The organism is Nocardia amikacinitolerans, assembly GCF_900215415.1.
In the GTDB taxonomy this organism is placed as follows: domain Bacteria; phylum Actinomycetota; class Actinomycetes; order Mycobacteriales; family Mycobacteriaceae; genus Nocardia; species Nocardia amikacinitolerans.
Window position 1 is genome coordinate 1,296,443 of the sequence record NZ_OBEG01000002.1, and the last position, 20,957, is coordinate 1,317,399.

Here is a 20,957-nt window from a genome sequence, read left to right on the forward strand (position 1 = left end):
CCATTTGACTACCGTCGATTTTCGCGGGCACCCCCTGCGCCCGCATCGGGCGCACCGCCGCCGCATCGGACCAGCTCGCGACCGCTGCCCACGCCACACAGCGCCAGTACTCGTGCGAGCACTGTGCACAACTGCACGCGACCTGCACGCGACGACAACCCAACACCGCAGCTCCACCCACCAACTCCCGCTCGCTGCCCTCCCTAGACGCAACCACAGCCAGATGACCATGCCGGAAGCCACACCCACGCTCACCAACAGCGGGAGGTAAGCCGGGTACGGCACCCAACGCGCCCAGCACCGTTCGAGGCAAACCTGGGCCAACCGCGCATGAACGAGCAGGCCCGATCCCCCGGAACCACGTCGCCCAACGCAACCAACGACACCAGCACCGTTCGGCCCGTGGACAACCGCGCGTGAACTACCAAGGCCTACCCCCGTAACCACGTCACCCAACGCAACCAACGACACCCGCACCGTTCAGCCCATGGGACAACCGCGCATGAACTGGCAAGTCCGGCCCCGGAAACACATAACCCAACAACCTGACCGCAGGCCCCAAACACCACCGTGGTCAACCGAACTCACACGTGCTCATGCAACTCCCCCCACACCGGAAACGGATCATCGAACTCAGCCCAAATATCAGGCCCAGCCGCATATTCCGCATCGGTCAACAGCGCACCATCCAGCAACGCCCGAACCCGCTCCCCATCCAACTTCACCCCGATGAAAACAATCTCCTGCCCCGCGGGAACTTCCAACGACGACCACCACGCCGCAGGCTCGAAGCTCAAGTTCGGCCCGGCCTGCGACCAAACAGCCGCCAAACCCGGACGACTGGCAATCCAACACAAACCCTTGCTGCGCAATACCCGTCGCAACTCTTTCAACACCCCTGCCAACCGTCCCGGGTGAAATGGGCGCGAAGCGGTATAGGTGATGCTCCGAATGCCGTACTCCTCGGTCTCCGGAACATGGCCGCCCGCAAGCTCTTCGGCCCACCCCTCGGCGCCCGATGCCACCACCGGGTCGTAGCGACCGGTATCGAGCACCTCGTCGAGCTCCACCACCCCGCGCGAGGTGCGCAATACCCGCGCACGCGGATTGAGCCGCCGCACCGTGGCTTCCACCGTCCCCGCGGCATTCGCGCTCACCAGATCGGTCTTGTTGATCAGCAACACGTCGGCGAATTCCACTTGGTCGACAAGCAGATCGGCGATGGTGCGCTCGTCACCCTCGCCTGCCTCCAATTTCCGTTCCGCCAACGCCTGGCCGCGCACCACCTCGCCGAGGAAGGTGGAGGCGTCCACCACCGTCACCATGGTGTCCAGCCGGGCGATGTCGCCGAGCCGGAAGCCGTCCTCGAACTCCCAGTCGAAGGTCGCCGCGACCGGCATCGGCTCCGAGATGCCGGTCGACTCGATGACCAGCTGGTCGAAGCGCCCCTCGCGAGCCAGCCTGCCGACCGCCTCGATGAGGTCCTCGCGCAGCGTGCAGCAGATGCAGCCGTTGGTGAGCTCGACCAGTTTCTCTTCGGTGCGGTCCAGGTGCCCTTGGCCCGCGACCAGCGCGGCGTCGATGTTCACCTCGCTCATGTCGTTGACGATGACCGCGACCCGGCGGCCCTCACGGTTGGCCAGGATGTGGTTGAGCAGCGTGGTCTTGCCCGCCCCGAGGAAGCCGGACAGCACGGTGACGGGAAGCAGGTCGGAGCGCGGAGAAGTGGTCACGAGTTAATGGTAATGGTTTTCATTTACATGACGCACGGCGGGCCTCGGCCGACCCGACACTCCGCACACGTACGGCAGCCCGGCGACACCCATCACGGAGACTCACGCTCACCTGTCGACCAACTTGCTTCCGACCGCGCCGGTTAGGGTCGGCCTGTGAAACTGCTCCCCCTTCCCGCCGACGGGCAGACCCCGGTCCGCGTCCTCACCATCGCAGGCACCGACTCCGGCGGCGGCGCCGGAATCCAGGCCGACTCGCGCACCATGGCGATGTGCGGCGTGCACGCGTGCGTCGCGGTGGCGGCGGTGACGGTGCAGAACTCGGTGGGCGTGAGCGGCTTCCACGAGATTCCGCCGCAGATCGTCGCCGATCAGGTGCGGTCGGTGGTCGGCGACATCGGCGTCGGCGCGGCCAAGACCGGCATGCTCGCCTCGACGGCCATCATCGAGGCGGTCGCCGAGGTCTGCCGGGAAGTGGGCATCGGGCGTGACGGCGAGATTCCGCTGGTCGTCGACCCCGTGGCCGCCTCCATGCACGGCGACCCGCTGCTGCACGCCGAGGCGCTGGACGCGGTGCGCCACACGCTGATTCCGCTGGCGACGATCGTGACGCCCAACCTCGACGAGGTCAGGCTGATCACCGGGATCACGGTCACCGACGATGCCGAGGCGCGACGCGCCGCCGAGGCCCTGCACGCACTCGGCCCGCGCTGGGCGATCGTGAAGGGCGGACATATGCGCTCCTCCGAGCTGAGCACCGACCTCCTCTTCGACGGCGAGAACTTCTACGAGTTCCCCGCGCCGCGCATCACCACCGGCAACGACCACGGAGGCGGCGACACCCTCGCCGCGGCCATCGCGTGCGCCCTCGCGCACGGGTATCCGGTGCCAGAGGCGGTCGAGTTCGCCAAGGAATGGACCCGCCGCTGCCTGGCCGCCTCCTATGATCTCGGCGCAGGCCACGGCCCGGTCTCCCCGCTGTGGCGGCTGCACTCCTGACCATCGAGCCTGGCGCCGAAACTTGTCGGTGGGCAGGTCCATACTGGGGATGTCGCGAACACGGCCGGCCTCAACGGCGCGGCTCGGCTGAGAACAACGGCGTTCGCAGTGGACGCGACAAGGCGTACCTCCGCACCGGCCGTGCGCGGCTAGACGTACTTCGTCCGGCAGCGCATGTCATGCGGACTTCCGCCTTCGCTCTGGCCATGCGCGGCTGACGACGGATCACGTCCAGCGCTGGCTTACGCCCCCGTGCCGCCCTCGGGCGGCACCGCCGGGGCCGAGACGCCCAGTAGGCCGAAAGGCGCAGTTGGTCGAAAGGCGCAGTAGGCCGATGCACAGCCAAGTGTTCGAAAGGCGCTCAAGTTGTCGCTCGTCGAACAGGCTCAGATCGTCGAAAAGGCAGAGTGCAGGGGTAGATCGGCGTTGATGACGATGCCGTTGAGGCGAGCATTCGCCTCGGCGAGCGCCGAGACGATCTCGGCGATGTAGGCCACGAACTTCTCGATCGGCATCGCATTGCCCTGGAGACGGTTCGCGCCGAGCCACCAGTCGGTGGCCGAGGCGACCGCGCCGAATATCGAATAGTTGACGAGCTCGATGCTGGCCACGTCGATCGACTCGTCCTCGACAAGCCCGGCGAACATCTCGGCGGCCCGCCGCGCCGACTGCCGAGCCGATTGCAGCGCTCGCTCGGACTCGTCGGCCTGCTGGGTGAAGTGGCTGTGCAGCATGAAGCGGAAGACGTTCGGGTGCTCGGTGACCACCAGCGCGTATTCCGCGGCGCCGCGCCGAACCAGTTCGCGCGCCGAGTCGTTGCTCAGATCGATGCTGGAGATGATCCGTTCCCACAGCATGTCGCGCACCCGGTCGACGATCGCGTTGTAGAGGTCGGTCTTGTCCTCGAAGTGCCGGTACAGCTTCGGCTTCGCGGCGCCCGCCTCCTTGGCGATATCGCCCATGCTGACTTCCGGACCGAACTTGTCCAGCGCGCGGAACGCGGCGTCGACGAACTCGTCGCGCACCTTCACCCGGTGCGCGCGCCACCGCTCGGTCCGGGCGTCGACCCGCTTGGGCCGCGCCTGGTCGACTTCCCGGCGGCTGTGCATCACGAATCCGACCGTACCAATTCTTCACTCCACCTCGGTCAACTCGGTCGGCACCGGAAACGGTGGCGTGCTCTTGCCGGTTATCCGGAACCGCCGCCACGGATCGGGGTCGCCGACGTAGCCCTCGCGGGCGCCGTGCTCGGTGCGAATGGTGACCTTGGTGCGCGGCTCGTCACCGAGCGCGGCCGCGAGATCGTCGTTCGGACGGATCCGGCCGAACCACCGGTAGACGCCGTCGATCGGTTCCCGATAGCCGCGCAACTCGACCTGCACCGGAATCTCGCGGCCGTGCACGACGAGGGTTGCCGCGCCCAGGTAATCGGACCGCGCGTGCGGACTGTCGCTGTTCATCTCGACTCCTCGAAACCCCGCCTCACCTCGACCGTTGACATCGAGTGAGACGTGGGACACACTCGTGAATGTACACGGAACCGATGGTATTGGGTACTAGAAGTTCCGCATTCACACAGAGAGCTGGTGGGGACAATGACGTCCAGCCACAACCATGGCTTTCGGCCTGCCACCACGCCGTCCGGCGCGGCCGTGCGCCGTCGTCGCCACATCGGCGACCGGCAGAGCACCGCCCGACGGCTGCTGTTCGCCGGCGTCGCCGAGGCGGCCTACGATCCAGACCTCGACATCGATTGGGACGCGCCGCCCGACCCGGCGCTGAATTGGCTGCCGCCCGAGCGTGTTTCGCTGTACGGCAGCAGGCTGTGGGAGCGGCTGAGCCCCGAGCAGCGGCGTGAACTCGGCAAGCACGAGCTGGTCAGCATGCTCAGCGTGGGCATCTACGCGCAATCGATGCTGTCCATGCTGATGTTCCGCGACGTCATCGAAAGCCGCGACCCCGTCGACGATCACACCAGGTTCACCCTGGCGGCGGTTCACGACGAGAGCCGCAACTCCACCATGTACAGCAGGCTGATCAACGCCACCGGCCTCCCGCCCTATCGGCTGCCCGCGCCGCTGCGCGCGCTGACCAAGCTGACCCTCTGGATCCCCGACGGGCCGACCGCGCTCGGCTTCCGCCTGCTCATCGAGGAGATGGCGGCGCAGCTGTTGCGCGAGCTGACCACCGATCCGCACATCCAGCCGCACCTGCGTCAGCTGGCCTTGCTGCACGCCGCCTCCAGCGCGCGGCACGTCGAGGCGACGCGCGCGGAGTTGTTGCGCGCCATCGACTCTCGCGGTCCGATCCGCGCCGCACTGCACCGGTGGGCGTTGAGCGCCGTGGCCGCCGTCGCTTATGCGGCGCTCGTGCATCCGGCCGTGTACCGGGCCGTCGGGATCCACCCCATCGCGGGCGCAGCCGCCGCGCTGACCACCGGCGCCTACCGACGCAACGCACGCGCCGCGACCGCGACCGTGCGTGACTTCCTCCGCGAAACGCATGGCACACCGGGCGTTCGCTCGATCAGGAACAGGAGAGCGGTGCGATGACCACCGAGACCACCGGACCCGTCGTCACCACCGCGGGCGCATCGACGGTGCGCCGCAAGACGGTCGGCGATCGACAGAAGACCGCTCAGCGGCTGCTGCGTTCCTCCGCCGAACGCGCCTACGACGGTGAGCTCGACATCGATTGGGACGCACCGATCGAGCCCGGCAAACACTGGATACCCGAACACCGGCAATCGCTGTACGGCACCGCGCTGTGGGAGCGGCTCACCCCTGAGCAGCGCACCGAGCTCGGCCTGCACGAGCTGGTCAGTGTGCTCAGCTTCGGCATCTTCGCGGAGGCCGGGCTGAGCACGATGCTCTTGCGCACCGTGCTGGAGAGCGAGCGGCTGGTGGACGACCACACCCGCTACGCCCTTGCCGAAATCGGCGAGGAAACAAGGCATTCCACCATGTTCAGCCGCCTGGTGAACCTCACCGGGCTGCGGCCGTACCTGCTGCCGAAGACCGCGCGCAAGCTCACCCGACTCGCCACGTTCATCCCGCTCGGCCCTTCGGCCTACGCGGGCACCCTGTTGATCGAGGAGATCCTGGACCGGTTGCAGCGCGAGGCGATGAACGATCCGGACCTGCAACCCCATGTGCGCCAACTGATGAAGATCCACGTGCTGGAGGAGGCGCGCCACATCACCTACGCCCGTGAGGAATTGGTGCGCGCCATCGAGGAGCGCGGCAAGGTGTCCAACGCCTTCCACCGGCTGGTGTTCGCGGTGATGGTGCTCGGTGTGTACCCGGTGCTGATCAATCCGCGCGTGTACCGCTCGGTGGGCATCGATCCGCTCGTCGGGTTCTTCGCGGCCTTCACCTCGCCGAACTTCCAGGTGAACGCGACCTTCGCAGGCGAACCGCTGCTCCGCTTCGCGCACGAAGTGGGCATGCTCGACGGCGCCGTGACGCGGCGGCTGTACCGCCTCTCGCGCAGCGTGCCGCAGGACATCCTCGACGAACTCGAGCGCCGCGCGGCGGCGTGATCCGATCGGAAGTGACGCGATGGCAGCGCAATCCTCGGCCCCGGTACACACCAGGGTGCTGATCATCGGCAGCGGGTTCTCCGGCCTCGGCATGGGAATCGCGCTGGACAAGGCGGGTCTCGGCGACTACTTGATCGTGGAGAAGGCCGACGAGATCGGCGGCACCTGGCGCGACAACACCTATCCGGGCTGCGCCTGCGATGTGCCGACGCACCTGTACTCGTATTCCTTCGAGCCGCGGTCGAATTGGCGGCGGCTGTTCTCCGGGCAGCCGGAGATCTTCGGCTACCTGAAGGAAGTCGTCGCCAAGTACCGGCTACGCGAGCGAATTCGGTTCGGCCAGCACATGGTTCGCGGCTACTGGGACGAGGACGAGCGCCGCTGGCACGCGTTCAGCGCCGACGGGCGGGAGTACATCGCGCGGTTCATCGTCTCGGCCATCGGGGCGCTGCATGTCCCGAGCATTCCCGAATTCCCCGGTCGCACCGAATTCGGCGGCGCTGCTTTCCATTCCGCTCAGTGGGATCACGATGTCGAGCTGCGCGGCAAGAAGGTCGCGGTGATCGGCACCGGCGCCAGTGCGATCCAGTTCGTGCCGGAGATCATCGACGAAGTGGGCGCGCTGACGGTGTTCCAGCGCACCGCGCCGTGGGTGCTGCCGCGCGCCGACGTGGTCTTCTCCGAGCGTTTCCGCACCGCGCTGCGGCGGGTGCCCGGACTGCGGTTCGCGCTGCGCAACGGCATCTACTGGGGCGCGGAGGTCGCCGCCTACGGGATGACACGCAGACCCGACCTGTTGAAAGCGGTGGAATGGGTCGGTCGACGGCACATCGCGCGCCAGATCGACGATCCCGCGCTGCGCGCCGCCGTGACGCCGGACTATCGGGCGGGCTGCAAACGCCTGCTCGGCTCGGACACCTACTATCCGGCGCTGGCCGACCCGAAGACGACCCTGGTCACCGACCGCATCGACCACTTCACCGCCGCGGGCATCGTCACCGCCGACGGCGTCGAGCATCCGGCCGATGTGATCCTGTACGGCACCGGCTTCCACGTCATCGACTCGTTCACCAACCTGTCGATCACCGGACGCGACGGCGTCGACCTCGCCGCGCGATGGACCATCGAGGGCGTACAGGCGCATCGTGGCATCACCGTCGCCGACATGCCCAACGCCTTCTTCCTGCTCGGTCCGAACACCGGGCTCGGCCACAACTCGATCATCTTCATGATCGAGTCGCAGATCCACTACGTGCTCGACGCGATCCGGCAGGTCCGGGCGCGCGGCGCGGTAGCGCTTGTCCCGCGACGACCGGCGCAGGACCGGTACAACGCCGAACTCCAACGCAGGCTGGCGCATTCGGTGTGGAACACCGGCGGCTGCCGCAGCTGGTACCTGGACGAGCACGGCAACAACCGGACGCTGTGGTCCGGCTTCACCTGGCAGTACTGGTTGCAGACGAGGCGGCTGCGACCGGACGAGTACGAGTTCATCGGTCCGGCGCCGAGCGTGCCGGTCCGACCGACCGTCGTGCTGGAAGACCGGCCCGCCCAGCGCTTTCCGACCACGCTCGCAGGCAACTGAGGGGGATCCCGTGCGCCACTTCGACAACAAGGTCGCCGTCATCACGGGCGCGGGCTCCGGCATCGGCCGGGCGCTCGCGCTGGAGCTGGCGCGGCACGGCAGCCGTCTGGCGCTGTCCGACATCGACACCGGCGCGGTCGCCGACACCGCGGGTCGCTGCGAAAAGCTCGGCGCCACCGCCGTTCCGTACCAACTGGACGTGGCGCAGCGGGCCGCCGTCTACGCGCACGCCGAGGCCGTGCGCGCCGAGTTCGGCGGCGTCGACCTGGTGATCAACAACGCCGGTGTCGCGCTCAGCGCCGATGTGATCGACATGGAATGGGACGATTTCGACTGGTTGATGAACATCGACTTCTGGGGCGTCGCGCACGGCACCAAGGCCTTCCTGCCCGACCTGATCGCCTCCGGCGACGGGCACGTCGTCAACGTGTCCTCGGTGTTCGGCCTGATGGGCATACCGTCCCAAAGTGCCTACAATGCCGCGAAATTCGCGGTACGCGGCTTCACCGAGGCGCTGCGGCAGGAGATGCGCATCGCCGGGCACCCGGTCGGGGTCACCTGCGTGCATCCCGGCGGCGTATCGACCGACATCGCCGTCAACGCGCGCGGCCTTTCGGACGGGGTCGATCGGGAAACGGTGCGGCGCGGCTTCGAGCTGATCACGATGACCAGCCCGGAAGCCGCGGCAAAGATCATCCTGCGCGGCGTGCGCAAGAACAAGGCGCGGGTGCTGATCGGGCCGGACGCGCGCGGCTTCGACCTGGTGCCGCGGCTGCTCGGGCCGCGCTACGAGGATCTCGGCGTTCCGCTGTACCGGCTGGGCAAGCGGGCAGCAGGCCGTCTCGGCATCGAACTGTAGGAGGGGCGATGGCGCAGGCCGATTCCCACGTGCACACCCTGGAAGTGGTGGAGGTGATCAAGGAGACGGACGCGGCGATCTCGCTGGTCTTCGAGATTCCCGACGCGTTGGTCCACCGATTCCGTTACCACCCAGGGCAATTCCTGACGCTGGAGGTACCGAGCGAACGCACGGGGTCGGTCGCGCGCTGCTATTCACTCTCCAGCTCACCATATCTGGACGACGACGCCATCGTGACGGTCAAGCGCATGCCCGGCGGATACGCGTCGAATTGGCTGTGCGACAACGCTTCCGTCGGAATGCGGCTGCGCGTACTCGCGCCGTCCGGTGTGTTCGTGCCGAAGTCGCTCGACGCCGACCTGCTCCTGCTCGCGGCGGGCAGCGGCAGCACGCCGATCATGTCCATCGCCAAGTCGGCGCTGATCGCTGGTACCGGCACGGTGCTGCTGGTCTACGCCAACGACGACGCGGACGCGGTGATCTTCGGCGCGGAACTCGAGGAGATGGCGGTCGAGTTCCCGGATCGGTTCACCGTGGTGCACTGGCTGGTGGACGAGCGCGGCCTTCCGACGGTGCCCGCCCTGCGCGAGCTGTTGATCCCGTACCCGCGCTACGACGCATTCGTCTGCGGCCCAGCATCTTTCATGGCGACGTGCACCGCGGCACTGCGGGCGATCGGCATGCCGGAGTCGCACATCCACCACGAGAAGTTCCAATCGCTGACCGGCGACCCGTTCGCGGACATAGAACTCTCGGGCACGGACGCCGAATCCGGCGCGGCCACCGCCACGATCACCCTCGACGGACGCACGCTGGAGTTGCCGTGGCCGCGTTACCGCACCCTGCTCGAGGTGCTGCTCGCCAACGGCTACGACGCGCCGTTCTCCTGCCGGGCGGGCGAGTGCAGCGCGTGCGCCTGCACGGTTCGGGCGGGCGAGGTGCGGATGCTGCGCAACGAGACGCTGGTCGACGCCGATCTCGCGCTCGGCCTGACCCTCGCGTGCCAAACCGTTCCCGTCTCCGACCACGTGCGCGTCGACTTCGATCAGTAATCACGTTGCCGGAACAGCGGGGGCGGGTGTGCCTGCTCCTCATGTGGTTCTCCGCACGAGCGCCTGCCAACGGAAATGGCTTGGCCTGATGGTGGGCCGACTCCGCACAAGATCACTTGCCGGTGATCGTTTGCCGAAACGGCACCGGAACTGGCGCGGGGCGGCGGCCTGGGCGCACCATGCCTTGTGCGGGTTACCCGCTCGACCATCACGAGGCATACGCAGGTCAGGAGAGGCGTTCGATGACCGAAACCACCGCTGAGGAGTACTGGGAAGACTTCTACCGCGAGCGCGAGCGGGCCTGGACCGGCAAACCGAACGCGTTGCTGGTTCGCGAAGTCGCCGATCTCGCGCCGGGCACCGCGCTCGATCTCGGCTGCGGCGAGGGCGGGGACGCACTCTGGCTGGCCGAGCGCGGCTGGCGGGTGCACGCCGTCGACGTGTCGACCATCGCGTTGGCGCGCGGCGCCGAGCACGCCGCGGCCGCGGGCGTCGCCGATCGCATCACCTGGGCGCGGCACGACCTCGCGCACTCCTTCCCCGAGGGCTCCTACGACCTCGTTTCGGCACAGTTCCTGCACTCGCCGGTCGCGGGGGACGGTGAGCGCGACAAGATCCTGCGCCACGCCGCCGATGCCGTCGCCCCGGGCGGCACGCTGCTGATCGTGGCGCACGCGGGGTGGCCGACCTGGATGATCGAGCCACCCTTCTTCGAATTCCCCACGATCCCAGGGACTCTCGCCGCACTCGCACTGCCGCCCGACGAATGGCGGGTCGAAACCCAGGATCTCGCCGAACGCGAATGGATCGGCCCCGAGGGCCAGGAGGGCCGCAGGGAAGACACGGTCCTCCGCATCCGCCGCCTGCGCTGAGCTGCTGCCACAAAGCGTTCGTACGCGTCACATAGGCACCGCCTGTGTGAGGAGTACCAAACCTCTGTGGGACCGCCCGGTCGATCGCGTACCGCACCACCCGGCTGATCGCTGAAACGCCGCCGCGCACCGGCTCTTTCGAGATCCGGTGCGCGGCGACGGTGGATGTTCAGCTTGCTGCGGTGTAGGTCGCTTCGATCCACTCGGCGAAGGTCGGGCCCGCGAGGGTGGCGTGCGAGCCGGGGAGCAGGGTGCCGTTCTCGAACTGCTCGCGGTCCGGGTTGGCCGGGTCGCTCATTTCTTGGACGCGGATCGCGTCGCCGCGGCGGGCGGCGAGCAGTGCGGCCGCGCCCGCCATCGTCTCCGGCTGGGGTCCGGCGATCTCCGGGAACGGTCCGTCGGTGGTCTCCGGGGCCGGGTTCACGGCCAACTCGACGAGCTTCTCGGCCACGGTGCGGGCCGCGACCAGCTGGGTGCGCATGTTCGGCAGGTAGGCGACGTCGCCCTGGGTGCCCCACATCATCATCACCTCGACCAGCTCGTGGAACTGCGCGGCCCGCAGGACCTGCACCGGCAGCGGGCCCTTGGCGAGCTCCCGCTCGTGCACCAGCTTCGCCGCGTTGTAGCCCGCGACGGAGTCGTCGATGCCGATGATGGACACCACGACCAGCCGCTCGACGCCCGCCTCGCTGCCCGCCTCGTGCAAGTTGCGCGCGGACGCGGTGAAGAACTCGGTGGCGATGTCCTTGTCCGCGGAGGGCGTGCTGGAAGCGTCGATCACCACGTCGACGCCCGCCAGCGCCTCGGCGAGGCCCGCGCCGGTCTCGATGTCAACGCCGTTGGCGCGGGAGAAGGCCACCACCTCGTGGCCCTGCTCGTTCAGCACGTCGACGACGTGGCGGCCGAGGCGTCCGGTGGCTCCGGCGACGGCGATCTTCTTGCTGGCGTTCATGTCTGCTCCTTCTGCGACGCTGCGGTGTTCCGCGTTCACAGAGAGGACGGCGCCGGACGCGCGAGTGTGACATCGCATCGAACGCGCAGGTCGAACTGCGTTTCAGCGCGGCGCGGTGAGCGCCGAATGCAGTGTCGCCGACCACTGCTGGACGATCTCCTTGCGGCGGGCCGAGTCGTCGGTGAGGACGTCGGCGAGCCCGAGGCCGCGGGCGAGATCGAGCGTGGCCTGCACCAGGTGGTGGGCGACGGGATCGGAGTCGTCTACACCGAGCGCCTCGACGGCCCTTCGGTGCGCGATCCGACCGAACTTCGCCTCCAGCGGCACGATGCGTTCGCGCAGCACCGGGTCGGCGGCCGCGTGCGTCCACACCTGCAACGCCGCCTTGAACAGCGGAGACGTGTAGGACTCGACGAGACCCGCGACGACGGCCTGGGTCCGGCCGACGCCCTCGGCCACCCCGGCGATCGTCACCGCCTCGGCTTTCGCCTGGTCCATGCGGGTGTCGAACATGTACTCCAGCGCGCCCGTGATCAGGTCTTCCCTGGTCGGGAAGTGGTGCTGGGCCGCACCGCGCGACACCCCCGCCCGCTCGGCGACCACGGCGACCGTCGCGGCGGCCCAGCCCATCTCGGCCAGGCAGTCGATGGTCGCCTCGAGCAGGCGCTGCCTCGTCGCTCGGCTGCGGTCCTGCTTGGGTTCGTGGGGTGTCGCCATGGCGCTATTCTGCCCAGCTCGGTGCGCGCCGCTGCAGGAAGGCCAGCATGCCCTCGTGCACCTCCGGCGTGCCGAAGAAACTCGCCGAACGCCGCGCCAGCTCTTCGGCGGAGGCGTCGAACCCGGCGAGGATGTCCGCGTTGACCAGACGCTTCGCCTCGGCCAGACCCTGCGGCGACCCCTTGCACAGCTCGCCGATCAGCCGCGCGACCTCGGCCGCCGGGTCCTCGGCCGTGACCGTGACCAGCCCGATCTCGGTGGCGACGTCGGCGCCGAACTTCTCGCCGGTCAGGTAGTAGCGGCTCGCGGCGCGCGGGCTCAGCCGCGGCAGCAGGGTGAGCGAGATCATGAACGGCGCCAACCCGATTCGCACCTCGGTGAGCGCGAAAGAACTGCCCGGCCCGGCCACCACCAGGTCGCAGGCCCCGACGATGCCCATGCCGCCCGCGCGCACATTGCCGTCGATCTGCGCGATCACCGGCTTGGGCACCTCCACCAGCCTGCGCAGCACGCCGATCATCACGCGGGTGCGCTGGTCGGCGGCCACCGCCGGGTCGGCGTCGCTGGCCTCGCTGAGATCCGCGCCCGCGCAGAAGGTGTTGCCGATGTGGGTGAGCACGATGCCGCGCACCGCGGGGTCGGCGGCCGCGTCGTCCAAGCCGCGCAGCAGCTCGGTGACCAGACGCGAGGACAGCGCGTTGCGGTTGTGCGGTGAGTCGAAGGTGAGGACCGCGAAGCCGTCGCGGATCTCGTAGCGAACGAGCGGCGCGGTGGAAGTGTCGGTCATCGGGTCTCCATAGGATTCGTCGATCAGGGAATCCCGCCCCGGCAACGTCCGGCCGGGGCGGAATCGGCTGTGTCAGTAGGACTTCGGCAGACCGAGCGAGAACTGGGCGACGAAGTTGAGCACCATCTCGCGGCTCACCGGCGCGATCCGGCCGATGCGGGACGCGGCGAGCATGGCCGCCAGACCGTAGTCCGCGGTGAGGCCAGCGCCGCCGTGCGTCTGGATCGCTTGGTCCAGCGCCTTGATGCTGGCCTCGGCCGCCGCGTACTTGGCCATGTTCGCGGCCTCGGCCGCGCCCATCTCCTCGCCTGCGTCGTAGAGGGTCGCGGCCTTCTGCATCATCAGCTTGGCCATTTCCAGCTCGATCTTCACCTGCGCCAGCGGATGCGAAATGCCTTGGTGCGCACCGATCGGCGTCTTCCACACCGTGCGCTCCTTGGCGTATTCCACGGCGCGGTCGATGGCGTAGCGGCCGAGCCCGACGGCCATCGCGGCGCCCATGATGCGCTCCGGGTTGAGGCCGGCGAACAGCTGCATGAGCGCCGCGTCCTCCTTGCCGACCAAGGCATCGGACGGCAGGCGGACGTCGTCGAGGAACAGGTTGTACTGGTGGTCCGGCTCGATGATGTCCATCTCCTGCGCCACCTTGGTGAAGCCGGGCGCGTCGGTGGGCACGATGAACAGGGCGGGCTTGAGCTTGCCGGTCTTGTGGTCCTCGGTGCGCGACACGATCAGCACCGCCTCGGCCTGGTCGACGCCGGAGATGAAGATCTTGCGGCCGTTGAGGATCCAGTCGTCACCGTCGCGGCGGGCGGTGGTGGTGATCTGGTGCGAGTTGGACCCGGCGTCGGGCTCGGTGATGCCGAAGACCATCTTGCCGGAGCCGTCGGCGAGCTTGGGCAGCCAGTGCTGCTTCTGCTCGTCGGTGCCGTACTTGGTGATGATGGTGCCGCAGATGGCCGGGGAGACCACCATCAGCAGCAGGCCGGCGCCCTGCGCGGACAGCTCCTCCATCACCAGCGCCAGCTCGTACATGCCGGCGCCACCGCCGCCGTACTCCTCCGGCAGGTTGACCCCGAGGAAGCCGAGTTTGCCTGCCTCGTCCCACAATTCGGTGAGCGGCTCGTTCTTGCGCGCCTTGGGCAGCACGTAGTCGCGGTAGGTGTACTTGGCGGCGAGCGCGGCCACCGCGGCCCGCAGCTGCTTGCGCTCGTCGGATTCGATGAAGGACATTTGATTACTGCTCCTGGTTCTCGTTGACCGCGTCGTCGGGATCCACGACGGCAAGGACGGCGCCGATGTCGACCTGCTGGCCGACGGTGACATTGAGCGCGCTCAGCACGCCCGCGGTGGGCGCGGCGATGGTGTGTTCCATCTTCATCGCCTCCAGCCACAGAATCGGCTGACCCGCGTCAACCCGGCTGCCGACCTCGGCGCCGAGCCGAATCACACTGCCCGGCATGGGCGCGAGCAGCGAGCCGGTGGCCACCTGGTCGGCCGGATCGCTGAACCGCGGCAGCCTGCGCGCGCTCACCGGACCGAGCGGCGAGTCGACGCAGACCAGATCGCCGTAGCGCGCGACGGTGAACACCCGCCGCACCGGGCCGCGTTCGCCAGGCACGCTCAGCACCACCCGCTCGGGGGCGAGTTCGACAAGCTCGACGCCCTCGTGGCCGTCCACCTGTACGCCGGTGCGGGTGAACCGGTAGCCGACCTCGTGCACGCCGCTGGTGCGGCTCTCGTAGGACTTGCGCTGCGACTGCGAGGGCAGGTTCCGCCAGCCGCTCGGCAGCCCTCCGCCGACTCGCGCCGTCGCACGGTTGGCCGCGGCGTCCGCGAGGGCGGCGGCGACGATCGACAGCGCCTCGTCCGCCTCGGACACCAAAGGCGCTGCGAGCGTGTCCATTCCATGCGTCTCGAAGAACGCCGTGTCGGTGTCGCCCGCCAGGAAGGCCGGGTGGCGCAGCACCCGCACCAGCAGGTCGCGGTTGGTGACAAGGCCGTGGATGCGGGCCCGCTGCAATGCCGAGGCGAGCAGACGCGCCGCCTCCGTGCGGGTCTCGGCGTAGGAGATGACCTTGGACAGCATCGGGTCGTAGTGCACGCCAACCACCGATCCATCCACGACACCGGTATCCAAGCGCACGCCCGCGCGGTCGAGCAGATCGAATTCCGCTGTCACCGAAGGGATGTCGAGGCGGTGCACGGTGCCGCTCTGCGGCTGCCAGTCGTGCGCCGGGTCCTCGGCGTAGAGCCGGACCTCGATGGAATGTCCGCGCATGGCTGGCGGTTCGGCGGGCAGCGCCGCGCCGGAGGCCACCTCCAGTTGCAGGCGAACGAGATCCAGACCCGTAGTGCATTCGGTGACCGGATGCTCCACCTGGAGACGGGTGTTCATCTCCAGGAAGAAGAAGTCGCCCTGCTCGTCGGCGAGGAACTCGACGGTGCCCGCACCGGTGTAACCGATCGCATTCGCGGCAAGCCTAGCCGCCTCGAACAACCGGTCACGCATGCTCTGCCCATCGGCCATGCGCGCGGGCCCTCCGTGGCTACGCTGCGCTACCACCTCCGGGCCTGACGCACGCATCCCGTCGACGCGCTCGACCAGCGGCGACGGCGCCTCCTCGACGACCTTCTGGTGACGGCGCTGAATAGAGCACTCGCGCTCGCCGACCGACCAGATCGTGCCGTGCGTATCGGCCATGACCTGGACTTCGATGTGCCGACCTGTCTCCAGGTAGCGCTCACAGAACACGGTCGGGTCGCCGAACGCCGACTCGGCCTCGCGCCGGGCCGCCGCGATCTGCGGTTCCAGGTCGGCGAGTTCGCGCACCACCCGCATGCCGCGCCCGCCGCCACCGGCGGAGGCCTTGATCAGCACCGGCAGGTGCGCCTCGGTGACCTCGGCCGGGTCGAGTTCGGCGAGCACCGGCACGCCCGCGGCGTCCATCATCTTCTTGGACGCGACCTTCGAGCCCATCTGCTCGATGGCCTCGATCGGCGGTCCGATCCAGACCAGCCCGGCCGCCTGCACGGCACGCGCGAATTCGGCGTTCTCCGAAAGGAATCCGTAGCCCGGGTGGATCGCGTCGGCACCGGCCGACAGCGCGGCTTCGACGATCAACTCACCGCGCAGATAGGTCTCGGCGGGCGTGTTGCCTGGCAGCCGGACCGCGGCGTCGGCCTCGCCGACGTGCGGGGCGGCGGCGTCCGCGTCGGAGTACACGGCGACGGTCCCGAGTCCCATTCGCCGACAAGTGGCGAACACGCGGCGGGCGATCTCGCCGCGGTTGGCGACCAGCACGGTCGTAATCGTCCCGCCCGCAACGAGGCTCGTCGAATCACTGGCAGTCATGGTCGGCCTCACATCCGGAAGACGCCGAAGCCCTCGGCGCCCTTGATCGGGGCATTGTGGATGGCCGAGAGGGCCATGCCCAATACCGTGCGGGTGTCGCGGGGGTCGATGACGCCGTCGTCGTAGAGCCTGCCCGACATGAACATCGGCAGCGACTCTGCCTCGATCTGCGCCTCGATCATGGCGCGCATGCCCGCGTCGGCCTCCTCGTTAAACGGCATGCCCTTGGCCTCGGCGGCGGCGCGGCCGACGATCGAGATGACACCGGCCAGCTGCGCACCGCCCATGACCGCGGATTTCGCACTGGGCCAAGCGAAGACGAAGCGCGGATCGTAGGCGCGTCCGCACATGCCGTAGTGGCCCGCGCCGTAGGAGGCGCCCATCAGCAGCGAGATGTGCGGCACCTTCGAGTTGGAGACGGCGTTGATCATCATCGCGCCGTGCTTGATGATGCCCTTCTGCTCGAATTCCTTGCCGACCATGTAGCCGGTGGTGTTGTGCAGGAACAACAGTGGCGTGTCCGACTGGTTGGCCAGCTGGATGAACTGCGCCGCCTTCTGCGCCTCCTCGGAGAACAGCACACCGCGGGCGTTGGCAAGGATGCCGACCGGATAGCCGTGCAGCTCGGCCCAACCGGTGACCAGGCTGCTGCCGTACAGCGGCTTGAACTCGTCGAAATCGGAGCCGTCCACGACGCGCGCGATCACCTCGCGCGGGTCGAACGGAATCTTCAGATCCGACGGGACGATGCCGAGCAGTTCCTCTTGGTCGAACAGCGGCTCGATCACTTCCGCGCGCGGCGCGGGACCCTGCTTCTTCCAGTTCAGGCGCTTGACGATGGAGCGGCCGATGCGGATCGCGTCCTGCTCGTCGACGGCCAGGTAGTCCGCGAGACCGGAAGTCCGAGCGTGCATTTCGGCACCGCCGAGGGATTCGTCGTCGGACTCCTCGCCCGTGGCCATCTTCACCAGCGGCGGACCGCCGAGGAACACCTTGGAGCGCTCCTTGATCATCACGGTGTAGTCGGACATGCCGGGGACGTACGCGCCGCCCGCCGTGGAGTTGCCGAACACCAGCGCGATGGTCGGGATGCCCATCGCGGAGAGCTTCGTCAGGTCGCGGAACATCCGGCCGCCGGGGACGAAAACCTCTTTCTGCGTTGGCAAGTCGGCGCCGCCCGACTCCACGAGTCCGATCACCGGCAGCCGGTTCTCCATCGCGATGTCGTTCATGCGCAGGTTCTTGCGCAACGTCCACGGGTTGGAGGTGCCGCCGCGGACCGTGGGATCCGGTGCGACGATCATGCATTCGACGCCCTCGACGATGCCGATGCCCGCGATGACGCTGCCGCCCACGTGGAAGTCGCTGCCCCACGCGGCGAGCGGGCACAGCTCGAGGAACGGCGAGTCCTCGTCGATGAGCAGTTCGATGCGTTCGCGCGCGGTCAGCTTGCCGCGCTTGCGGTGCCGCGCCATCTTGTCCGGGCCGCCGCCCGCGACGTTCTTGGCGAACTCGGCGCCGATCTCGGCGAGCTTGGTGTTCATCGCCTCGGCGGCGGCGGCGTACTCCGCCGAGCCGCTGTCGAGAGTGCTGCGCAGAGTCGTCATGACTGGTACCCCAATCGTTTGGCGGCGAGTGCGGTCAGGATCTCGGTGGTGCCACCGCCGATGCCCAGAATGCGGATGTCACGGTACTGGCGCTCCACCTCGGACTCGCTCATATAGCCGAGCCCGCCGAAGAGCTGAACGGCCTGGTTGGCCACCCACTCGCCCGCCTCGACGGCGGTGTTCTTGGCGAAGCACACCTCGGCGATCAGGTCGGTTTCGCCATTGGCGCTGCGCTGCACCACATCTCGGGTGTAGACGCGGGCGACGTCGATGCGTCGCGCCATCTCGGTCACCGTGTTCTGCACGGCCTGCCTGCTGATCAACGGGCGGCCGAAGGTCTCGCGGTTGCGCACCCACTCGAGGGTCAGCTCCAGGCAGCGCTGCGCCTGCGAATACGCCTGCACCGCGAGGCCGACCCGCTCGCTGACGAACGCGCCCGCGATCTGATAGAAGCCGGAATTCTCCGGGCCCACCAGGTTTTCCACCGGCACCCGCACGTCCACGTAGGACAGTTCCGCGGTGTCGGAGGCGCGCCAGCCCATCTTGTCCAGCTTGCGGCTGACAGTGAAACCGGGCGTGCCCTTCTCCACCACCAGCAGCGAGATACCGCCCGAGCCGGCGCCGCCGGTCCGCACGGCGGTGACCACGAAGTCGGCGCGGACACCGGAGGTGATGTAGGTCTTCGCGCCGTTGACGATGTAGTGGTCGCCGTCGCGGCGCGCGGTGGTGGTGAGGTGGCCGACGTCGGAGCCGCCGCCCGGCTCGGTGATGGCCAGCGAGCCGATCTTCTCACCGGCCAGGGTCGGGCGGGCGAAGCGCTCGATCAGGTCCTCGTTGCCGGAGGCGATGATGTGCGGCACCGAGATGCCGCAGGTGAACAGCGAGGCGAACAGGCCGCCGGAGGCGCCCGCCTGGTGTATCTCCTCGCAGACGATCATGGCGTCGACACCGTCACCGCCGGAACCGCCCGCGGATTCGGGGAATTGGACGCCGAGCAGGCCGAGAGCGCCCGCCTTCTTGTGCAGCTCGCGCGGGATCTCGCCGTCACGCTCCCACTGGTCGAGGTACGGCAGGATCTCGCGCTCGACGAAACCGCGCACGGTGGCGCGCAATTCGCGCCGCTCCGGCGTGTTCCACGGACTGACTACGGTCATGAGAGCAGCTCCACGGGGATATCGAGGTGACGGGAGCGCAGCCATTCGCCGAGCCCCTTGGCCTGCGGGTCGAAGCGGGCCTGGTAGGCCACGCCTTTGCCGAGCAGGCCGGAGATGATGAAGTTCACGGCGCGCAGGTTCGGCAGCACATGCCTGGTGACGGTGAGCGGCGCGGCCTCCGGCAGCAGTTCCTTGATGCGGTCAACGGTGAGCGTGTGCACCAGCCAGCGCCACTGCTCGTCGGTGCGCACCCAGACGCCGATGTTCGCGTCACCGCCCTTGTCACCACTGCGGGCCAATGCGACAGCACCGAGTGGCGCGCGGCGAGTCTCGCTGGCGGGCAGAGGCTCCGGCAGATCAGGTACCGAAACATCTTCCAGTGCTTTTGTTTCCGCTGCGGGTGCAATCTCGATGCGCGACCCATCCGCAAGCACGGCGGTGTGCGGCACCTCGGTGGCGTCCACGAAGCCAGGGGTGTACACGCCGTACGGCGAGCCGTTGCCAGGCACGGCGGTGAAGCTGCACCCCGGGTAGCTGGCCAGGGCCAGTTCCACCGCGACGCTGGAGAACGCGCGGCCGACCTTGTTCGGGTCCGGATCGCGGACCACGCAGCGCAGCAGCGCGCTGGCCTGCTCCTCGGTGTCGGCGTCCGGCCGGTCCAGCCGGGCAAGGGTCCACTCCAGCTCGGCCGGGCGCACGGGCAGCCAGGATTCCAGCTGACGTTGCGCCAGTGCGGCTTTCGCCTCGATGTCCAGGCCGGTGAGGATGAATTCCATCTCGTTGCGGAAGCCGCCGAGGGTGTTCAGCGAGACCTTGAGCTGCGGCGGCGGCGCCTCGCCCACGACGCCGGTGATCAGCACGCGGTCGGGGGCTTCCTGGGTCAGCCGGATGGTGTCGAGCCGCGTCGTGACGTCAGGGCCCGCGTAGCGCGCGCCCTGGATCTCGTACATCAACTGCGCCTCGACCGTGTCGACCGTGACTGCGCCGCCGGTACCCTCGTGCTTGGTGATCACGCTGCTGCCGTCGCGGCGGATCTCGGCGATCGGGAAGCCGGGCCTGCCGAGATCGGCGAGCTCGGTGAAGAAGGCGTAGTTGCCGCCGGTCGCCTGGGTGCTGCACTCGATGACGTGACCCGCGACGACCGCTCCCGCGAGCGCGTCGTAATCCGTTCGGCCCCAACCGAAGTGCGCGGCGGCCGGGCCGACGATCACCGAAGCGTCGGTGACCCGGCCGGTGACGACGATATCGGCGCCCGCGTTCAGGCATTCGACGATGCCCCACGCGCCGAGGTAGGCGTTCGCCGTGAGCGGGCTGCCGAGGCCGAGTTCGCTTGCGCGCGAGAGCAGATCGTCACCCTCGACGTGCGCGATCTTCGCGTCCAGCCCGAGATCGGCGGCCACCTTGCGCAGCTTCTCGGCCAGCCCGGCCGGGTTCAGACCGCCCGCGTTGGCGACGATCTGCACGTTGCGCTCCAGCGCGAGCCCGAGGCAGTCCTCGATCTGCTTGACGAAGGTCTTGGCGTAGCCGAGGCTCGGGTCCTTCATCCGGTCCCTGCCCAGGATCAACATGGTGAGCTCGGCGAGATAGTCGCCGGTGAGCACGTCGAGCTGCCCGCCTTCGAGCATCTCGCGCATGGCGCTGAGCCGATCACCATAGAACCCGGAACAGTTGCCGATGCGGATGACATCCGGATCGGCGGCCAACTTACTCATCAGCCGGAGGCCTCCCTTGCGGTGGAGTTCGC

General features: G+C 68.4%; 18 protein-coding genes. 7 read left to right on the plus strand and 11 right to left on the minus strand.

Features of this window, described 5'->3' with window-relative positions; all coding sequences use genetic code 11:
- Window positions 1-584 precede the first annotated feature (584 nt).
- Window positions 585-1,733, minus strand: coding sequence for a GTP-binding protein (locus CRP45_RS14095; protein WP_097245356.1), 1,149 nt, complete (start codon window positions 1,731-1,733; stop codon window positions 585-587).
- Window positions 1,734-1,889: 156 nt separating this feature from the next.
- Here CRP45_RS14095 and thiD point away from each other — a divergent pair, with 156 nt between their 5' ends.
- A complete protein-coding gene (thiD, locus tag CRP45_RS14100) occupies window positions 1,890-2,732 on the plus strand; it encodes a bifunctional hydroxymethylpyrimidine kinase/phosphomethylpyrimidine kinase (protein WP_097245357.1) in 843 nt (280 codons plus the stop codon).
- A 386-nt stretch (window positions 2,733-3,118) separates the two neighbouring features.
- Here the strand turns inward: thiD and CRP45_RS14105 are convergent, their stop codons facing one another.
- Together CRP45_RS14105 and CRP45_RS14110 are read right to left on the minus strand one after the other, a co-directional pair.
- On the minus strand, window positions 3,119-3,841 hold the full coding sequence (locus CRP45_RS14105; protein ID WP_067791676.1) for a TetR/AcrR family transcriptional regulator: 723 nt from the start codon (window positions 3,839-3,841) through the stop codon (window positions 3,119-3,121).
- Window positions 3,842-3,865: 24 nt separating this feature from the next.
- Complete coding sequence (locus CRP45_RS14110; protein ID WP_097245358.1) at window positions 3,866-4,192, minus strand: DUF4873 domain-containing protein; 327 nt, start codon at window positions 4,190-4,192, stop codon at window positions 3,866-3,868.
- A 135-nt stretch (window positions 4,193-4,327) separates the two neighbouring features.
- On the opposite strand from CRP45_RS14110, the gene CRP45_RS14115 reads away from it, so the two are divergent.
- The 6 genes from CRP45_RS14115 (at window position 4,328) to CRP45_RS14140 (ending at window position 10,641) form a co-directional block, all read left to right on the plus strand.
- On the plus strand, window positions 4,328-5,284 hold the full coding sequence (locus tag CRP45_RS14115; protein ID WP_097245359.1) for a diiron oxygenase: 957 nt from the start codon (window positions 4,328-4,330) through the stop codon (window positions 5,282-5,284).
- The gene (locus tag CRP45_RS14120) at window positions 5,281-6,273 is read left to right on the plus strand and encodes an AurF N-oxygenase family protein (protein WP_067791669.1); all 993 of its coding nucleotides are present in this window, start codon (window positions 5,281-5,283) and stop codon (window positions 6,271-6,273) included. The genes CRP45_RS14115 and CRP45_RS14120 overlap by 4 nt, the downstream gene beginning before the upstream one ends.
- 19 nt (window positions 6,274-6,292) lie before the next feature.
- Entirely contained in the window at window positions 6,293-7,858 is a 1,566-nt protein-coding gene (locus CRP45_RS14125) for a flavin-containing monooxygenase (protein WP_097245360.1), read from the plus strand.
- 10 nt (window positions 7,859-7,868) lie between these two features.
- Entirely contained in the window at window positions 7,869-8,717 is an 849-nt protein-coding gene (locus CRP45_RS14130; RefSeq protein ID WP_097245361.1) for an SDR family NAD(P)-dependent oxidoreductase, read from the plus strand.
- Between the two features lie 8 nt (window positions 8,718-8,725).
- Window positions 8,726-9,769, plus strand: coding sequence for a ferredoxin--NADP reductase (locus tag CRP45_RS14135; protein ID WP_097245362.1), 1,044 nt, complete (start codon window positions 8,726-8,728; stop codon window positions 9,767-9,769).
- A gap of 242 nt (window positions 9,770-10,011) precedes the next feature.
- A complete protein-coding gene (locus CRP45_RS14140; RefSeq protein WP_097245363.1) occupies window positions 10,012-10,641 on the plus strand; it encodes a class I SAM-dependent methyltransferase in 630 nt (209 codons plus the stop codon).
- Window positions 10,642-10,810: 169 nt separating this feature from the next.
- Here CRP45_RS14140 and CRP45_RS14145 read toward each other — a convergent pair whose 3' ends face one another.
- From CRP45_RS14145 to CRP45_RS14180, 8 genes are all read right to left on the minus strand, one after another.
- Entirely contained in the window at window positions 10,811-11,593 is a 783-nt protein-coding gene (locus tag CRP45_RS14145; protein ID WP_097245364.1) for an SDR family oxidoreductase, read from the minus strand.
- A 102-nt stretch (window positions 11,594-11,695) separates the two neighbouring features.
- Window positions 11,696-12,310, minus strand: a complete 615-nt coding sequence (locus CRP45_RS14150; RefSeq protein ID WP_067791658.1) for a TetR/AcrR family transcriptional regulator — start codon at window positions 12,308-12,310, stop codon at window positions 11,696-11,698.
- Window positions 12,311-12,314: 4 nt separating this feature from the next.
- Complete coding sequence (locus tag CRP45_RS14155) at window positions 12,315-13,097, minus strand: enoyl-CoA hydratase family protein (protein ID WP_097245365.1); 783 nt, start codon at window positions 13,095-13,097, stop codon at window positions 12,315-12,317.
- A gap of 72 nt (window positions 13,098-13,169) precedes the next feature.
- Window positions 13,170-14,330: an acyl-CoA dehydrogenase family protein gene (locus CRP45_RS14160; RefSeq protein WP_097245366.1), complete on the minus strand. Its 1,161-nt coding sequence runs from the start codon at window positions 14,328-14,330 to the stop codon at window positions 13,170-13,172.
- 4 nt (window positions 14,331-14,334) lie between these two features.
- Window positions 14,335-16,452: an ATP-binding protein gene (locus tag CRP45_RS14165; protein ID WP_097245367.1), complete on the minus strand. Its 2,118-nt coding sequence runs from the start codon at window positions 16,450-16,452 to the stop codon at window positions 14,335-14,337.
- 8 nt (window positions 16,453-16,460) lie between these two features.
- Window positions 16,461-18,059, minus strand: a complete 1,599-nt coding sequence (locus tag CRP45_RS14170) for an acyl-CoA carboxylase subunit beta (protein WP_097245368.1) — start codon at window positions 18,057-18,059, stop codon at window positions 16,461-16,463.
- Window positions 18,056-19,213, minus strand: a complete 1,158-nt coding sequence (locus tag CRP45_RS14175) for an acyl-CoA dehydrogenase family protein (RefSeq protein ID WP_097245369.1) — start codon at window positions 19,211-19,213, stop codon at window positions 18,056-18,058. Before CRP45_RS14175 ends, CRP45_RS14170 begins: the two co-directional genes overlap by 4 nt.
- The gene (locus tag CRP45_RS14180) at window positions 19,210-20,925 is read right to left on the minus strand and encodes an acyclic terpene utilization AtuA family protein (protein WP_097245370.1); all 1,716 of its coding nucleotides are present in this window, start codon (window positions 20,923-20,925) and stop codon (window positions 19,210-19,212) included. Before CRP45_RS14180 ends, CRP45_RS14175 begins: the two co-directional genes overlap by 4 nt.
- Between the last annotated feature and the right edge of the window lie 32 nt (window positions 20,926-20,957).

Excerpts from the sequence above, each read along its gene's own strand:
- CRP45_RS14105 (WP_067791676.1), bottom strand. The coding sequence starts at position 3,841 with ATGCACAGCCGCCGGGAAGTCGACCAGGCGCGGCCCAAGCGGGTCGAC.
- CRP45_RS14125 (WP_097245360.1), top strand. The coding sequence starts at position 6,293 with ATGGCAGCGCAATCCTCGGCCCCGGTACACACCAGGGTGCTGATCATC.
- CRP45_RS14120 (WP_067791669.1), top strand. The coding sequence starts at position 5,281 with ATGACCACCGAGACCACCGGACCCGTCGTCACCACCGCGGGCGCATCG.
- CRP45_RS14170 (WP_097245368.1), bottom strand. The coding sequence starts at position 18,059 with ATGACGACTCTGCGCAGCACTCTCGACAGCGGCTCGGCGGAGTACGCC.
- CRP45_RS14110 (WP_097245358.1), bottom strand. The coding sequence starts at position 4,192 with ATGAACAGCGACAGTCCGCACGCGCGGTCCGATTACCTGGGCGCGGCA.
- CRP45_RS14160 (WP_097245366.1), bottom strand. The coding sequence starts at position 14,330 with ATGTCCTTCATCGAATCCGACGAGCGCAAGCAGCTGCGGGCCGCGGTG.
- CRP45_RS14140 (WP_097245363.1), top strand. The coding sequence starts at position 10,012 with ATGACCGAAACCACCGCTGAGGAGTACTGGGAAGACTTCTACCGCGAG.
- CRP45_RS14115 (WP_097245359.1), top strand. The coding sequence starts at position 4,328 with ATGACGTCCAGCCACAACCATGGCTTTCGGCCTGCCACCACGCCGTCC.
- CRP45_RS14165 (WP_097245367.1), bottom strand. The coding sequence starts at position 16,452 with ATGACTGCCAGTGATTCGACGAGCCTCGTTGCGGGCGGGACGATTACG.
- CRP45_RS14180 (WP_097245370.1), bottom strand. The coding sequence starts at position 20,925 with ATGAGTAAGTTGGCCGCCGATCCGGATGTCATCCGCATCGGCAACTGT.
- CRP45_RS14150 (WP_067791658.1), bottom strand. The coding sequence starts at position 12,310 with ATGGCGACACCCCACGAACCCAAGCAGGACCGCAGCCGAGCGACGAGG.
- CRP45_RS14145 (WP_097245364.1), bottom strand. The coding sequence starts at position 11,593 with ATGAACGCCAGCAAGAAGATCGCCGTCGCCGGAGCCACCGGACGCCTC.
- CRP45_RS14155 (WP_097245365.1), bottom strand. The coding sequence starts at position 13,097 with ATGACCGACACTTCCACCGCGCCGCTCGTTCGCTACGAGATCCGCGAC.
- CRP45_RS14135 (WP_097245362.1), top strand. The coding sequence starts at position 8,726 with ATGGCGCAGGCCGATTCCCACGTGCACACCCTGGAAGTGGTGGAGGTG.
- CRP45_RS14175 (WP_097245369.1), bottom strand. The coding sequence starts at position 19,213 with ATGACCGTAGTCAGTCCGTGGAACACGCCGGAGCGGCGCGAATTGCGC.